The organism is Bacillus sp. z60-11 (assembly GCF_046464135.1).
Lineage (GTDB): Bacteria > Bacillota > Bacilli > Bacillales > Bacillaceae > Bacillus > Bacillus sonorensis_A.
On the sequence record NZ_JBIYSN010000007.1, the window covers coordinates 43,881 to 60,011 of the forward strand.

Sequence of the window (16,131 nt, forward strand, 5' to 3'; positions counted from 1 at the left end):
GCCGAATAATGAAATTTTTACCCAAAAAAGTTGACGGGGCATTTAAAAGCCGGTATCATTACAAATGTGATATAAATATTACATTTATGTTACAAAAGAAAATGATATGTTACGAGTTTTAAAGGAGATTGACAAAGGAGTATGCTCATGAAAAAAGCAATAGCCATATTGGGGTTTCTTGTGCTTACAGCCTCGCTGCTATTTATGATCAATAAAGGATCATCTCAAATAAATGCTGCTAAAAACAGAAAAGCTGCAGTTCACACAGAACTATACAACAATATCGATTCTTTATCATATCCGGTGTTCAGCGGCTTAAAAGCCCGTGATGAAAAGCTGGTCCATGATGCGATCGAGCTTCATATGAAAGCCTCATTCAAGGAATACGAAAAGGTGAAGAAAGAGAAGGGGGAAGATGGCGAGGAAAGCGCCTATGAAACGTCCTATAAAGTCAAATACAACGAAGGCGGCAAACTGAGCTTTTTAATCTACAACTACCAATATACCGGCGGAGCGCACGGGATGTATACCGTCACATCCTACAACTATGATTTGAACAAGCATCAGCAGGTGCTCCTGACCGATCTTTTAAACAATCAAGCTAAAATCGAGAAAGCCAAAAACTATATTTACAGCTATATAACCGAACATGCGGACCGATTTTATTCTGACATTCAAAAGAGTGATATCAGCTTAGACGAAAATACTGCTTTCTACTATACAAACAGCGGAATTTCCATTGTATTTCAGCAGTATGATATCGCGCCTTATGCTGCTGGGAACCAGGAAATCAAGATTCCTTCTTCATTTTTATATTAGCCTTGGTGTGTTAGCAGACATCCGGCAGGAGACGCGAGCAAAAGATTTTGATAAATACAGGAGAGTGAAAAGCGATGTCTGGCAAACGGTCATGGCGATGGATCAATGTATTGATTTTTTTAGCGATATTCATAGGTTTTGCGGGGTACTCTTTCAACCATGTGTCAAGCAATGAAGAGGCCCCTCCCCCTAAGCCGAAAAAAGACCCAGATTATTCGGATATCGAGATCGGATCATTCGTCAGCGACAGTGAACAAGAGAGATATGCGATCCATTACCCCATCTTTCATATCAAAGCGATCGATGACAAGCTGAAAGGCTATGTCAAAGATGAACTGAGCCGCTTCAAAAAAGACAGCGCAAGTGCGCGGTCTCGGAATGAAGACGGTCCGTTCGAATTGAATATCAAGTATAAGATTGTCTATTACACAAAACAAACGGCTGCAATTGTGCTGAATGAATACATAGAAAGCGGCGGAGCGCCGGGAAAAACGACCATCAAAACGTTCAACGCCGATTTGAAGCAAAAAAAATGTCTCGCACTTCATGACCTTTTTATAGATGATGCCGGGTTTTTGAACAGAATTTCCGGCATTGTCTATCAACAATTGAAAAATGACCATCCCGCAGCTGATGATGCACTGCTGAAAAAAGGGACAAGCCCCCTTGAACAAAACTTCAGCCGTTTCGCCTTGCTTGAGAACGACATCGAATTCTATTTTGGCAAGGAGCAAACAGGTGTTGAGCAGTCTGTTAAAATCAAAAAAGAATGGTTGAAAGATATATTAAAAGATCAATATCGAGAAGGAAAAAAGAATCGCGTTGATAACAAGCAAAAGCAGGAGGCCATCCCTCTGCCAAAAGAAGCGAAAGTCAATCCTGATGAAAAAGTGATTGCCCTGACATTTGACGACGGCCCGAACCCGTCTTCAACAAACAAAGTATTGGATGCTTTAAAGAAATATGAAGGGCATGCGACATTTTTCGTGCTGGGCAGCAGAGCTCAAGTCTATCCGGAAACGATCACAAGGATGATGAGAGAAGGGAATGAAGTCGGCAATCACTCGTGGGATCATCCATTGTTGACGAGGCTTACGAATGATAAGGCATATAAGGAAATCGACGACACACAGCAGGTGATTGAAAACATTAGCGGTCACACACCGACCCGCTTAAGGCCGCCCTACGGCGGTGTGAATGACTCCGTCCGGGGACTGACAGGGCTCTCCATCACGCTTTGGGATGTTGATCCTGAAGATTGGAAGGTCAAAAATAAGCAAAAAATCGTCAATCGTGTGATGAGCCAAGCCGGATATGGAAAAATCATCCTGATGCATGATATTTATCAAACGTCCGCCGATGCTGCCGAGGAGATTATCAGAAGGTTGAAGCGGCAAGGCTATCAATTGGTGACTGTTTCACAGCTGGAGAAAGTGAAAAAGCAAAGGGAACAATGAAAGTGCTGCAGCGGCACTTTCTTTTTTTTAGCAAAATATAGGGAAAATGATATTTGTTAAATATTCTAAAAATTTGTAAAATGACTTTTGTGATTAAACAGGCTGTAAAATGAAAGGAGAGAAAAAATGCTGGGAAAAAACAAACGGTTTTTCACATGGATGGTTTCGTTTTTCGTCACGCTCATGTTCCTGGTTCCGCCGCCTAAAGCAAGTGCGGAAAGCATTAACGGCACATTGATGCAGTATTTTGAGTGGTATTTGCCCAATGATGGTCAACATTGGAAGCGTTTACAAAACGACGCGGCATATTTATCAGATCTCGGCGTCACCGCTGTATGGATTCCGCCGGCCTACAAGGGAACGAGTCAGTCTGATGTCGGTTATGGCGCCTATGATTTGTATGATTTAGGAGAGTTTCAGCAAAAAGGGACGGTGCGAACGAAATACGGAACAAAAGGTGAGCTTCAATCTGCGATCGGCAGTCTTCATTCCCAGAATATTCACGTCTACGGGGATGTCGTCATCAATCATAAAGGAGGAGCTGATGGGACGGAAGACGTCACCGCTGTTGAAGTCAATCCGGGGGACAGGAATCAGGAAACGTCCGGGGAGCAGCGAATCAAAGCGTGGACAGCGTTTCATTTTCCAGGACGCGGAAGCACCTACAGCGGTTTTAAGTGGCATTGGTATCATTTTGATGGAACAGATTGGGACGAGTCCCGGAAATTGAACCGCATCTATAAGTTTCGCGGAGAGGGCAAGGCATGGGATTGGGAGGTTTCAAGCGAAAACGGCAACTATGACTACCTGATGTATGCTGATATTGATTACAACCATCCCGATGTCGTGGCAGAACTGAAAAAATGGGGAACATGGTATGCCAATGAACTGAACTTGGACGGTTTTCGGCTCGATGCCGTGAAACATATTAAATTTTCATTTTTGCGGGATTGGCTGAAATCAGTCAGGGAATCGACGGGGAAGGATATGTTTGCGGTAGCTGAGTATTGGCGGAATGACCAGGGCGCCCTTGAAAATTACTTGAAGAAAACCGATTTTCAACATTCGGTATTCGATGTTCCGCTCCACTACAATTTGCATGCCGCATCATCGCAAGGGGGCGGCTATGATATGAGGCAATTGCTGAACGGTACTGTCGTATCCAAATATCCGGAAAAGGCGGTCACATTTGTTGATAATCATGATACACAGCCTGGACAATCGCTTGAGTCCACTGTCGAACCATGGTTTAAACCGCTTGCCTATTGTCTCATTATGACAAGGAAGTCCGGCTACCCGCAGGTTTTCTACGGAGATCTGTATGGGACAAAGGGTTCTACATCACGGGAAATTCCAGTGCTTAAAAACAAACTCGAGCCGATTTTAAAAGCGCGCAAACATTATGCATATGGCGCCCAGCACGACTATTTCGACCATCATGATATCATCGGCTGGACGAGGGAAGGTGACAGTTCGATTCAGAAGTCCGGTCTAGCTGCATTAATAACAGACGGACCCGGCGGATCAAAGCGTATGTATGTCGGACGTGAGAATGCGGGTGAAACGTGGTATGACATCACGGGGAACCGTTCAGACTCCGTCGCGATCGATTCGAACGGCTGGGGAGAATTCCGTGTGAACGGCGGTTCGGTTTCCATTTATGTTCAGAGGTAGAAAGAGAATGGGGCAGATTTCCTTGAGGAAATCTGCTTTTTTATTTCCCGTGTTTCATAAAATCCCGCTGATTCCATCTTATAATATTGTTATCAGTTCCGAAAATCGGATTGCTGACAGTTTGAATAGCTCAAAAATAAGGCGGGGATAAAATGGCAACATTGTCGGATGTGGCAAAGAGAGCAAATGTATCAAAAATGACGGTGTCGCGGGTGATCAATCATCCTGAGACGGTGACGGATGAATTGAAAGAGCTGGTCCATTCCGCGATGAAAGAGCTGAACTATATACCAAACTATGCGGCAAGGGCGCTCGTGCAAAACAGAACACAGGTTGTAAAACTATTGATTTTAGAAGAAATGGATACGACAGAACCTTATTATATGAATCTATTGACTGGTATCAGCCGGGAGCTGGACCGCCATCATTATGCATTGCAGCTTGTAACAAGGAAATCTCTCAACATCGGCCAATGTGACGGCATTATCGCCACAGGCTTGAGAAGGGCGGATTATGAAGGGCTCATCAAAGCATTTGAAAAACCGGTCGTCGTGTTCGGCCAAAATGAAATGGGCTATGATTTTATCGATGTGAACAATGAAAAAGGAGCGTTTATGGCAACCCGCCATGTCATCGGGCTGGGGGCGCGCGATGTTGTCTTTTTCGGTATTGATTTGGACGAACCTTTTGAACGATCAAGGGAGAAAGGCTATTTAGAGGCGATGAAAGGATGCTCAGGCCAGGCGAATATTGTCCGGATGGAAAACAGTTCGAAAAAAGCTGAACGCTGTGCGAGAGAAGTGCTGCCAGCCTTGGGCAGTCCGGCTGCGGTCGTCTGCGCTTCCGATCGAATCGCGATCGGCGTGATCCGGGCGGTGCAGGCGCTTGGCAAAAGAATACCGGAAGATGTTCTGGTCACCGGGTTTGACGGTGTTTTTCTTGACCGCATCTCTTCGCCCCGCTTGACAACGGTCAGACAGCCTGTGGTCGAAATGGGTGAGGCTTGTGCGGCAACTTTGCTGAAAAAAATAAATGAGGACGGCGCCGTCCAGGGCAATCAATTTTTTGAGCCGGAGCTCATCGTGCGCGAGTCGACTTTGTAAGCGTCTCATTCTGTTACCGTTAACAAGCTGAAAATGATTGTTCCTCAGATTTCACCATGATAATTTCAACATATGAAATGGAAAAGGGGGAGTCATGATGGAGTATGCAGCGATTCATCATCAGCCGTTCAGCTCTGATGCTTATGCTTATGACGGGAGGAGAGTGCATATTAAGATCCGCACCAAAAAAGGCGATGCCAAGCAGGTCCGCCTCATCTGGGGAGACCCTTATCAATATGTGGAAGAAAAAGGAGTCGGCAGGTGGGCGGCAGAGGAGATGCAGATGAAGAAAATCGCCGCGACAGATTTGCATGATTATTGGTTTGCGGAAGTGGCGCCGCCGTATCGGCGCCTGCAATATGCTTTTGTACTAACAGACGCTGATCATGAAGACGTCTTTTACGGCAGCTCAGGCGTACATCCATATCATGAAAAAACGCTTGAGACGATCCAGCACTTTTTTAAATTCCCATTTGTCCATGAGGTCGATGCGTTTCAAGCACCTGAATGGGTCAAATCAACGATTTGGTATCAAATTTTTCCGGAGCGCTTTGCCAACGCTAGAGACGACCTATCACCGGAAAACGTGCTGCCGTGGGGAAGCAAAGAGCCCGGTGTCAATGATTTTTTCGGCGGGGATTTGCAGGGAATCATCGATAAGCTTGATTATTTGGAGGATTTGGGTGTGAACGGCATCTATTTGACGCCGGTTTTTTCCGCACCTTCCAATCATAAATACGATACATTGGATTATTACACCATCGACCCGCATTTTGGGGATGCCGAGCTTTTTCGCACATTGGTCGACGGCCTTCATCAGCGGGGGATGAAGATCATGCTGGATGCCGTTTTTAACCATATTGGCAGCGCGTCGATGCAGTGGCAGGATGTTTTGAAAAATGGTGAGCAATCCCGCTACAAGGACTGGTTCCATATTCATTCCTTTCCTGTCAAAGAAGACAATTATGATCGTTTTGCCTTTACGCCGGACATGCCGAAACTGAATACGGCCAATCCGGAAGTCCAGGCATATCTGCTCGATATCGCGCTGTATTGGATTCGCGAATTTGACATCGACGGCTGGCGCTTGGATGTGGCCAATGAAGTGGATCACGCTTTCTGGAAGACATTCCGGCAAGCGGTAACCGCTGAAAAGCCCGACGTTTATATTTTAGGAGAGATCTGGCATCAGGCCGACCCTTGGCTTAGAGGAGACGAATTTCACGCGGTGATGAATTATCCTTTCACAGAGCCGATGATTGAATATTTTGCGGATCGCCGCATGACTGCCTCGCAAATGGCGAGCCGCCTCAACGCGCATTTGATGAGCGGAATGCAGCAGGTCAATGAATCGATGTTTAACCTGCTTGACAGTCATGATACAAAACGGATTTTGACAAGGTGCGGTGATGATGAGAAAAAGGTGCGGTCTTTATTGGCGTTTATGTTTGCCCAGACGGGTTCGCCATGCATCTATTACGGTACGGAAATCGGCCTTGACGGGGGAAATGATCCATTATGCCGGAAGTGCATGATATGGGAAGTAGAAAAGCAAAATCAAGCGATGCTTAAGTTTATGAAGCGGCTCATCGCTTTGCGAAAACAGGAGCATCAACTCCTGACGTATGGAAGACTTGAGTGGGACATCCTTGATGATCAACACGATTTTTTCAGCTTTTTGCGGACTGACGGCGAGAGAAAATTGATTTATTTCTTTAATCAGGGGACAGCGGCCCGCCATGTCAGTTTAAAAGATTTGGAGATCAACAGCGCTTGGAAAATCTATGATGCCTGGACAGAGAAGACGCTTAACCACAGTGATGAGATTGCCGTTCATCCGGGAGAATTTTTTATTTTGGGCGCGGGGTAAATTCTGTTACCGGTAACAATCGTGAAAGCTATTGTAACCGCTTTCGGAAGCGCCTTACAATTGGATTAGATTCTTGATAGGAGGGGGAAAAAGATGACACATTTCAAAAAAGGTTTTGCCTTAATGCTGGCCTCAGTCCTGACATTCGGCCTTTCCGCCTGCTCGGGTTCAAAAGAAGCGGCAAGCTCTGATGGGAAAAAGGTGCTGACGGTGTCTGTTGAAGAAACATATAAAGAATATGTTGAAAGCATCAAAACAGATTTTGAGAAAGAGAATGATGTGAAGGTAAAGATTGTTGAAAAACCGATGTTTGATCAGCTGGAAGCACTTCCTCTTGATGGACCGGCGGGCAATGCGCCTGATGTCATGCTCGCGGCGTACGACCGTATCGGCGGTCTTGGACAGCAGGGGCACCTGCTCGACATCAAACCGTCCGACACGAAAAGCTTTGCTGAGAAAGACATGCGCCAGGTGACGATCGACGGGAAAATTTACGGCATTCCGCTCGTCATTGAAACGCTTGTCTTATATTACAACAAAGACTTGTTAAAAACGCCGCCGAAAACATTTCAGGACCTTGAAAAGCTTACGGATGATCAGCGGTTTGCCTTCGCTTCGGAAAAAGGAAAATCAACCGCATTTCTGGCGAAGTGGACCGATTTTTATATGTCATACGGCTTGCTGGCCGGATATGGCGGATATGTGTTCGGCAAAAATGGTGCCGATGCCAAAGACATCGGCTTGAACAACAAAGGATCTGTAGAAGGTGTGGAGTACGCGGAAAAATGGTTTAAAACATATTGGCCGAAAGGCATGCAGGACAATTCGAGCGCCGACGATTTTATTCAGCAGACCTTTATGGACGGCAAAGCAGCGGCAGTCATCGGCGGACCGTGGTCGGCCGCCAATTATAAAGAGGCCGGTTTGAACTACGGGGCGGTCAAAATTCCGACATTGCCAAATGGAAAAGAATATGCTCCGTTTGCCGGCGGGAAAGGCTGGGTGGCTTCAAAATATACAAAAGAGCCCGAGCTCGCTCAAAAATGGCTTGAATATGCGGCAAACGATCAAAACGCCTATGTTTTTTATGAAAAGACAAACGAGGTTCCGGCCAACTTAGCCGCGAGGATGAAAGCGGACAAGCAAAAAGATGAGCTGACCTCAGCCGTCATTCAGCAGTATGAAACTGCGACGCCGACCCCGAATATTCCGGAAATGGCCGAAGTATGGACGGGAGCGGAAAGCTTGATATTTGATGCAGCTTCCGGCAAAAAATCTGCGCAGCAGTCAGCGGATGATGCTGTAAAGGTCATGAAAGCAAATATTAAAGAGAAATATGTGAAATAAAGCGGCGGGTTAGCGTCCGGAAGAATAGAGGGCGAAAAACATGAACATAGACGACACACGTGCAAAACAAAGGCGAAAAGCGGGGCTTTTATCGATCATTCCAGGGGCCGGACAGATTGCCAATCGGCAGCTGTCAAAAGGAATCCTTTTTCTGGCCGTCACAGTGCTGTTTGCTTGTGAATTAGGGGTATTCGGCATCGACGCGCTGATCGGCTTATTGACTTTGGGAAGCGTCCCTGGGGAAGACCACTCGTTGTTTCTGTTGATAGAAGGCACTCTGCAATTGATTGTGACACTGATTTTTCTGATGTTCTACATCTTTAATATTTATGATGCGCAAAAAACGGCTGCAATGAAGGCGGCGGGATTGAAGGTCAGCCAAACAGCGCGGGACATGATCCGGAATCTGGGGGATAAAGGGTTCCCATATTTATTTACATTGCCGGCATATATCATGATGGTGTTTGTGATTATTTTTCCGGTCCTGGTCACCCTGTTTGTCGCGTTTACAAACTATGATTTTTACCATATTCCGCCTGCAAGCCTCATTGACTGGGTGGGATTTAAAAACTTCCTGAACGTCTTTTTCCTTGGCTCCTATCGGGAGACATTCTTCGATGTGCTGAGCTGGACCGTGATCTGGACGATCTGTGCGACAACACTGCAAATTGTCCTTGGCATCGTGACGGCCCTTATCGTCAATCAGGATTTTATTAAAGGCAGGCGGATGTTTCGAATCATCTTCTTGCTTCCGTGGGCTGTCCCGGCTTTTATTACGATCATGAGTTTTTCCAACATTTTCAACGACAGCATAGGCGCTATGAACGCGCAAGTCATTCCGCTTTTGAATCAGCTTCCGTTTGTGGAGCTTCCGGCAGCCCCGTGGAAAACCGACCCGTTTTGGACGAAGACGGCCCTGATTATGATCCAGACATGGCTTGGATTTCCGTACATTTATGTCATGGTAACAGGTGTGCTTCAGGCGATTCCGGGCGAGCTTTATGAAGCGGCAAAGATTGACGGTGCGTCATTTCTCCAGCGTTTTCGGCACATCACATTGCCGATGATTTTATTTGCGACCGCACCCGTGATGATCACCCAGTATACGTTTAATTTCAATAACTTTTCGATCATCTATTTGTTCAATGAGGGAGGACCGGGCAGCGCGGGAGCCGGTGCAGGATCAACCGATATTTTGATCTCCTGGATCTATAAGCTGACAACAGGCACCTCCCCGCAATATTCGGTTGCGGCCGCAGTCACATTGCTGATTTCTTTCATTGTCATCGGCGTTTCCCTGATTGCGTTTAAGAAATCGAATGCCTTTGGCAATGAGGAGGTCATGTAGATGAAGGGAATGTTCAAAAATGCGCGGACCGCAAGGATGCTGAACAAAATCTGGACCTATTTCTTTTTAGCGATGTTGAGCATTGTCATTATATACCCGCTGGTGATCACGGCATCATCTGCCTTTCGACCGGGAAATGTGGCCGCTTTCAAGCTCGATTTTTCGGGCCCGTGGACATTGGACCATTTTAGGCGGCTGTTTGCAGATACGCTTTATCCCAATTGGTACGGCAATACACTTGTGATCGCGCTGTCGGTCATGATTCTCCAGGTCACGATCGTGACGCTTGCCGGCTATACGTACAGCCGTTACAGGTTTCGCGGCAGAAAAAAAAGCCTTGTCTTCTTTTTGATTATTCAAATGGTGCCGACGATGGCGGCATTGACCGCTTTTTACGTCCTGGCGATGCTGATCGGCGCGCTTGACCAGTTCTGGTTTTTAACGGCGATCTATATCGGCGGGGGCATTCCGATGAACACATGGCTGATGAAAGGCTATTTTGACACGGTTCCGAGAGAAATCGATGAAGCCGCCCGGATCGATGGAGCGGGGCACTTGCGAATCTTTGCTTCGGTTGTTCTGCCCCTTGTCAAACCGATGCTTGCGGTGCAGGCGCTATGGGCGTTTATGGGGCCGTTCGGCGACTATTTGCTGGCAAAGTTTTTGCTTCGCTCTCCGGAAAGTCTGACCATCGCCGTAGGGCTGCAGTCGTTCATATCAAACCCGCAGCAGCAAAAAGTCGCGCTGTTTGCGGCAGGGGCGATCCTTGCGGCACTGCCGATCTGCATCTTGTTCTTTTTTCTCCAAAAGAACTTTGTGTCCGGGCTGACCACCGGCGGAACGAAGGGATGATCCGATGGGAAATCTGCAACATGACCGCTTGATCATTCGTTTCCTGAAAGCCGCGGCATCTCCGACAGGCGTCTGCCGCTACAGGAATACATTCAGCTGGCTGCACATCACCTTTTTATTTCTGTTTTTGAGCGGCTGCCTGATGGTGCCGTTTGCCGTTTCCTTCATGAAAATGGAGCGCTTCAATGTCGGACTTTTCATGCCGTCTGTTGTTCAAAAGAGTGATCAGGCATTTGCCGAACAATTAAAAGGATATCAATTCAGAAACGGAAAACTGACAGGCGGGGTCGATTTGTATCGGATAGAAAAAGGAGGCGCTTTGCTGGCGGTCGATCTGAAACACGAGGTTAAAACGAGCGGTGAAAATGGGCGCCTGAAGGTGGAAGGCTATCAAAACGCGATTGTTTTTCAGGCTGATCATCTGATCATCAGTGATCAAAACGGAACGGGTTTTTCCATCCGCTATGTGAAAGAGGATGTCCGGCTGAGTGATCTGAATGTCTTTGATTTAAAGACGTTGCTTGGAACATTGTGGTTTGCCCAATATAAGCCGATGATCATGATGCTGGCCTATTCGGTGATCTTCATCGTTGCGCTTTTTTTGACGGGAGTTCTCACCGGAGGCATCTGGATCACAAAAAAATCAAAAATGACCGGCATCGCGTCATTCAAGGAAGCAGCCGCGGCGGCGGTTTGCGGATCGGCGCTTCCGGCATTTGCCGCCGCGGTGTTCGGCATGATTCATTTTGATTTCATCGCCGTGCTGCTGATCTATTCGTGCAGCACCGCCTTGATGATTTCTTTCATCTTCCGGCATTTGTCCAAAACCCGCCATCAAAACGAAAATTTACAGTCAGGAGGAAATCATGGCAAATCAGCGGCTATTTGAGATTGATGAATGGAAAATCAAAACCAGCATATTTCATAAGGAGCATAATCGCCTCCAGGAAAGCTTGACTTCCTTGGCCAACGGCTATATGGGAATCAGAGGGAATTTCGAAGAAAGCTATTCAGGCGCAAGCCTTCAAGGCACATATATCGCAGGGGTGTGGTTTCCGGACAAAACGCGTGTCGGCTGGTGGAAAAACGGCTATCCGGAATATTTCGGAAAAGTGATCAATGCGATGAATTTGATCGGCATCGATGTCTATATAGACGGCGAAAAAGTCGACCTTTATGAAAACGAGATCGAATCGTTTGATTTAGAGCTCGATATGAAAGAAGGGATTTTGCGAAGAAGCGCTGTATTCCGCATTCAGGATAAAACGGTCAGAATTGCGTCTGAACGGTTTCTGAGCCTTGCCGTTCGCGAGCTCTGTGCGATTCATTACGAAGCGGAGTGCTTGACGGATGAGGCTGTCATCACGCTCATTCCTTACCTGGACGGGGATGTGAAAAATGAAGACGCCAACTACGATGAGCGCTTTTGGCAGGAAGAAGCGAAAGGAGCCAGTGCCCACCGCGGCCATTTAACAACAAAAACGATTGAAAACCCTTTCGGAACGCCGCGATTTACCGTTTCCGCCATGATGGCCAATGTGACGGAAGGCTTTAGCAGTGACAGCTATAAAACGGAGCGGATGTATGCGGAAAACCGCTACATCTATGAAATGAAGCCGGGAACAAAGGCTTCGCTGAAAAAATTGATCATCGTGACGACTTCCCGCGATTTCGAGGAAGCAGAGCTTCTCACAAAAGGCCGGGAGCTTTTGGACGGTGTGCTTCAGGAAGGGTATGAAGAAGCGAGGCGGAGGCACATCGCCGAATGGCAGGAAAGATGGCGAAAAGCGGATATTGAGATTAATGGGGATGATGAACTTCAGCAAGGAATCCGCTACAACATATTTCAATTGTTCTCGACTTACTACGGGACGGATGCACGCTTGAATATCGGACCGAAAGGATTGACAGGCGAAAAATACGGAGGTGCGGCATATTGGGATACGGAGGCCTACGCCGTACCGATGTATTTGGCGACCGCCGATCCTGAAGTGACGAAAAACCTGCTGTTGTACCGCTACCGCCATTTGGAGGCTGCCAAACGAAACGCGGCAAAATTGGGGCTGAAAGGGGCTCTTTACCCGATGGTGACGTTTGTCGGTGATGAATGCCACAATGAATGGGAAATCACCTTTGAAGAAATCCATCGGAACGGTGCGATTGCCTATGCGATCTACAACTATGTCAATTATACGGGCGACCGCGATTATATCGAAGCGTACGGGATCGATGTGCTCGTGGAAATCAGCAGGTTTTGGGCAGATCGCGTTCATTTTTCAAAGCGGAAAAACAAGTACATGATCCATGGTGTAACAGGACCGAATGAATACGAAAACAATGTTAACAACAACTGGTATACAAATGTGATCGCAGCTTGGACGCTTGAGTATACGCTTGAAAATCTCGGCAGCATTTCAGCGGAAAAACGCCGCCGGCTCGGTGTGTGCGAAGATGAATTTGAGCTATGGAGAGATATCATCGAGCGGATGTACTATCCGTACAGTGAAGAACTTGAGGTTTTCCTTCAGCATGATACGTTTTTGGATAAAGAGCTGCAATCGGCGGATGAATTGGATCCGGCTGATCGGCCGCTCTATCAGAATTGGTCATGGGACAAAATTCTCCGCTCCAGTTTTATCAAACAAGCGGATGTCCTTCAAGGCATTTATTTGTTCAACCACCGTTTTACATTGGAAGAAAAACGGCGCAATTTTGCGTTTTATGAACCGATGACCGTCCATGAATCAAGCCTTTCCCCTTCTGTCCACGCGGTGCTTGCCGCTGAACTGAAGATGGAGGAGAAGGCGCTTGAGTTAACGAAACGAACAGCCCGCCTTGACCTTGACAATTACAACCGTGATACAGATGAAGGCCTTCACATCACATCGATGACGGGAAGCTGGCTGGCCATCGTCCAGGGGTTTGCGGGAATGCGCACCGCGAATGAGACGCTGTCGTTTGCTCCGTCTTTGCCGAAGGAGTGGGAAAGCTATTCGTTCCAGATCAATTACAGGGGACGGCTGATCCGTGTGATGACGGCGGAAAAAAGCGTCGTCTTTGAACTGTTAAAAGGCGAACCGCTGCAGATGATGGTCTGCCAGGAACCGATTCTCTTGAGCGGACGCTACGAAAGGAGGATGGATGATGAGTGAATGGTGGAAAGAGGCTGTCGTTTATCAAATCTATCCGCGCAGCTTTTTTGACGCAAACGGCGACGGAATCGGCGACTTGCAGGGAATCATTCAAAAACTGGACTATATCAAACACCTCGGCGCAGATGTGATCTGGCTCTGCCCGGTGTTTGACTCCCCGCAGGATGACAACGGCTACGACATCAAGGACTACAGAAATATGTACGAAAAGTTTGGAACGAACGAGGATATGTTTCAGTTGATTGATGAGGTTCATCAAAGAGGAATGAAAATCATCATGGACCTGGTCGTCAACCATACATCTGACGAGCATGCCTGGTTTGCCGAGAGCCGCAAATCGAAGGACAATCCTTACCGCGATTATTATTTTTGGCGGGACCCCGCACCGGACGGAGCGGAGCCGAATAATTGGGGATCGATCTTTTCGGGGTCGGCGTGGGAATATGATGAGCGGACAGGGCAGTATTATTTGCACTACTTTTCGAAAAAACAGCCTGATTTAAATTGGGAAAATGAAGCCGTCCGCCGGGAAGTGTATGATTTAATGAAATTTTGGATGGATAAAGGTGTTGACGGCTGGCGGATGGATGTCATCGGCTCCATTTCCAAATACACCGATTTTCCGAACTATGAGACAGACGAGAATCGCTCTTATGTCGTCGGCCATTATCATGCAAACGGCCCCCGCCTTCATGAATTTATCCAGGAGATGAATCGTGAAGTGCTGTCGCATTATGATTGCATGACGGTCGGGGAAGCAAACGGATCTGATATTGAAGAGGCGATCAAGTACACGGACGCAAGCAGGCAAGAGCTGAACATGATCTTTACATTTGAACATATGGACATTGATACAGAGCAACATTCGCCAAATGGGAAATGGCAGCTGAAGCCGTTTGATCTGATTGCTTTAAAAAAGACGATGGCACGCTGGCAGACCGGGTTGATGAATGTCGGCTGGAACACGCTCTATTTTGAAAATCATGATCAGCCAAGGGTGATTTCCCGCTGGGGCAATGACGGAAAGCTCAGAAAACAATGCGCCAAAGCGTTCGCCACGGTTCTTCACGGGATGAAGGGAACGCCGTTTATTTATCAGGGCGAGGAAATCGGCATGACAAACAGCGAGATGCCGCTCGAGGTGTATGATGATCTCGAAATCAGAAACGCTTATAGGGAGCTTGTCATCGAAAACAAAACAATCTCGGAGGAAGATTTTCTAAAAGCCGTTGGCAAAAAAGGCAGAGACCACGCAAGAACGCCGATGCAATGGGACGACAAGCAGCACGCGGGATTTACGACGGGAAAACCATGGCTTCCGGTCAATTCCCGCTATCAAGAAATCAATGTGCAAGAATCCTTGAATGATCAAGATTCGATTTTCTATTATTATCAGAAGCTGATTCGGTTGCGCAAGCAGTACAAGAGTATCGTTCACGGAGATTTTCAGCTTTTGCTCGAAGATGATCCGCAAATCTTTTCTTATATCCGCCAATATCAAGGAGAAAAGCTTTTCGTCGTCGCGAATTTGTCGGAGGAGGAGGCAGTGTTTGAAGCACCGCCGGAGCGGCTTGCTGAACGGTGGGACGTTCTCCTTTCCAACTACTCGAGGCAGCAGGCTGACATGAGGAAGATTTACCTGAAGCCCTACGAAGCCTTGATGTGCATCAACGATACAAAGGAACACGGATCATGAAAGCGGTCATCTTTGATTTGGACGGAGTGATCACAGACACGGCGGAGTATCATTTTCTCGCTTGGAAACGCATCGCCGAACAGCTGCATATTCCATTCGACAGAAGCTTTAATGAAAGCTTGAAAGGAATCGGCCGGGAAGAGTCGCTGGAAAAGATGCTGGGTCATGGCGGTGTGGCGGAAAGGTATGCAAAGGCAGAGAAACAAGCTCTGTTGGCCGAAAAAAACCGATATTATCAAACGCTGATCGAAAACATTGGGCCGGAGCAGCTTTTGCCCGGGATCGGGCGGCTCGTCCGCGATCTGAAAGCCGCAAAGATCAAGGTTGCTTTAGCATCATCAAGCCGCAACGCTCCCGCGATATTAAAACGCTTGAAAATCGCGGATGACTTTCACGCCGTCGTTGACCCGGCTGCTCTTGCGAAGGGAAAACCCGATCCTGAAATCTTTTTAACCGCGGCGGCGCTTCTCGGCGTCCTTCCGACGGAATGTGCCGCCATCGAGGATGCTGAGGCAGGCATCTCCGCGATCAAAGCCGCCGGGATGTTCGCGGTTGGCGTCGGTGATGAAAAAGCAATGCATGCGGCTGATCTGATTGTCCATGATACGCGTGATTTGTCGTTTAGGCTGCTCAATGAAGGATGGCGGCGCTCTCGATGTTGAAGGGGAATGAAGGAAGCAAAGAGAAGCATAAATGACGAAGAAAGACCGCTGTTTTCGGATCGTTTCCGGCTGGCGGTCTTTTTGACAAATGACTGGAAAGCAAATAAAAGTGAAGCGGTTCAACAGTCTCGAGACATTTCTCGCCCATACG

At 47.4% G+C, this 16,131-nt stretch carries 12 protein-coding genes; all 12 read left to right on the plus strand.

Features of this window, described 5'->3' with window-relative positions; all coding sequences use genetic code 11:
• Positions 1-147 precede the first annotated feature (147 nt).
• Positions 148-819, plus strand: a complete 672-nt coding sequence (locus ACINLD_RS18230) for a DUF3298 and DUF4163 domain-containing protein (protein ID WP_026589732.1) — start codon at positions 148-150, stop codon at positions 817-819.
• Positions 820-893: 74 nt separating this feature from the next.
• Positions 894-2,276, plus strand: a complete 1,383-nt coding sequence (locus ACINLD_RS18235; RefSeq protein WP_077735424.1) for a polysaccharide deacetylase family protein — start codon at positions 894-896, stop codon at positions 2,274-2,276.
• 159 nt (positions 2,277-2,435) lie between these two features.
• Positions 2,436-3,950, plus strand: a complete 1,515-nt coding sequence (amyS, locus tag ACINLD_RS18240; protein WP_256860179.1) for an alpha-amylase — start codon at positions 2,436-2,438, stop codon at positions 3,948-3,950.
• 152 nt (positions 3,951-4,102) lie between these two features.
• Complete coding sequence (locus ACINLD_RS18245; RefSeq protein WP_026589729.1) at positions 4,103-5,053, plus strand: LacI family DNA-binding transcriptional regulator; 951 nt, start codon at positions 4,103-4,105, stop codon at positions 5,051-5,053.
• 94 nt (positions 5,054-5,147) lie between these two features.
• Positions 5,148-6,923 (plus strand): glycoside hydrolase family 13 protein, encoded by a 1,776-nt coding sequence (locus ACINLD_RS18250; protein ID WP_035428802.1) that lies wholly within the window; start codon positions 5,148-5,150, stop codon positions 6,921-6,923.
• Positions 6,924-7,016: 93 nt separating this feature from the next.
• On the plus strand, positions 7,017-8,270 hold the full coding sequence (locus tag ACINLD_RS18255) for an extracellular solute-binding protein (protein ID WP_026589727.1): 1,254 nt from the start codon (positions 7,017-7,019) through the stop codon (positions 8,268-8,270).
• A 40-nt stretch (positions 8,271-8,310) separates the two neighbouring features.
• Positions 8,311-9,618 (plus strand): carbohydrate ABC transporter permease, encoded by a 1,308-nt coding sequence (locus ACINLD_RS18260; RefSeq protein WP_026589726.1) that lies wholly within the window; start codon positions 8,311-8,313, stop codon positions 9,616-9,618.
• Complete coding sequence (locus ACINLD_RS18265) at positions 9,619-10,470, plus strand: sugar ABC transporter permease (protein WP_026589725.1); 852 nt, start codon at positions 9,619-9,621, stop codon at positions 10,468-10,470.
• A 4-nt stretch (positions 10,471-10,474) separates the two neighbouring features.
• On the plus strand, positions 10,475-11,359 hold the full coding sequence (locus ACINLD_RS18270; RefSeq protein WP_077735419.1) for a DUF1189 domain-containing protein: 885 nt from the start codon (positions 10,475-10,477) through the stop codon (positions 11,357-11,359).
• The gene (locus tag ACINLD_RS18275) at positions 11,337-13,622 is read left to right on the plus strand and encodes a glycoside hydrolase family 65 protein (protein WP_077735417.1); all 2,286 of its coding nucleotides are present in this window, start codon (positions 11,337-11,339) and stop codon (positions 13,620-13,622) included. The genes ACINLD_RS18270 and ACINLD_RS18275 overlap by 23 nt, the downstream gene beginning before the upstream one ends.
• Positions 13,615-15,318, plus strand: coding sequence for a glycoside hydrolase family 13 protein (locus ACINLD_RS18280; RefSeq protein ID WP_077735414.1), 1,704 nt, complete (start codon positions 13,615-13,617; stop codon positions 15,316-15,318). The genes ACINLD_RS18275 and ACINLD_RS18280 overlap by 8 nt, the downstream gene beginning before the upstream one ends.
• Entirely contained in the window at positions 15,315-15,980 is a 666-nt protein-coding gene (pgmB, locus tag ACINLD_RS18285; RefSeq protein WP_077735412.1) for a beta-phosphoglucomutase, read from the plus strand. The genes ACINLD_RS18280 and pgmB overlap by 4 nt, the downstream gene beginning before the upstream one ends.
• The last annotated feature ends 151 nt before the right edge of the window (positions 15,981-16,131 follow it).

Excerpts from the sequence above, each read along its gene's own strand:
- ACINLD_RS18230 (WP_026589732.1), top strand. The coding sequence starts at position 148 with ATGAAAAAAGCAATAGCCATATTGGGGTTTCTTGTGCTTACAGCCTCG.
- ACINLD_RS18235 (WP_077735424.1), top strand. The coding sequence starts at position 894 with ATGTCTGGCAAACGGTCATGGCGATGGATCAATGTATTGATTTTTTTA.
- amyS (WP_256860179.1), top strand. The coding sequence starts at position 2,436 with ATGGTTTCGTTTTTCGTCACGCTCATGTTCCTGGTTCCGCCGCCTAAA.
- ACINLD_RS18245 (WP_026589729.1), top strand. The coding sequence starts at position 4,103 with ATGGCAACATTGTCGGATGTGGCAAAGAGAGCAAATGTATCAAAAATG.
- ACINLD_RS18250 (WP_035428802.1), top strand. The coding sequence starts at position 5,148 with ATGATGGAGTATGCAGCGATTCATCATCAGCCGTTCAGCTCTGATGCT.
- ACINLD_RS18255 (WP_026589727.1), top strand. The coding sequence starts at position 7,017 with ATGACACATTTCAAAAAAGGTTTTGCCTTAATGCTGGCCTCAGTCCTG.
- ACINLD_RS18260 (WP_026589726.1), top strand. The coding sequence starts at position 8,311 with ATGAACATAGACGACACACGTGCAAAACAAAGGCGAAAAGCGGGGCTT.
- ACINLD_RS18265 (WP_026589725.1), top strand. The coding sequence starts at position 9,619 with ATGAAGGGAATGTTCAAAAATGCGCGGACCGCAAGGATGCTGAACAAA.
- ACINLD_RS18270 (WP_077735419.1), top strand. The coding sequence starts at position 10,475 with ATGGGAAATCTGCAACATGACCGCTTGATCATTCGTTTCCTGAAAGCC.
- ACINLD_RS18275 (WP_077735417.1), top strand. The coding sequence starts at position 11,337 with ATGGCAAATCAGCGGCTATTTGAGATTGATGAATGGAAAATCAAAACC.
- ACINLD_RS18280 (WP_077735414.1), top strand. The coding sequence starts at position 13,615 with ATGAGTGAATGGTGGAAAGAGGCTGTCGTTTATCAAATCTATCCGCGC.
- pgmB (WP_077735412.1), top strand. The coding sequence starts at position 15,315 with ATGAAAGCGGTCATCTTTGATTTGGACGGAGTGATCACAGACACGGCG.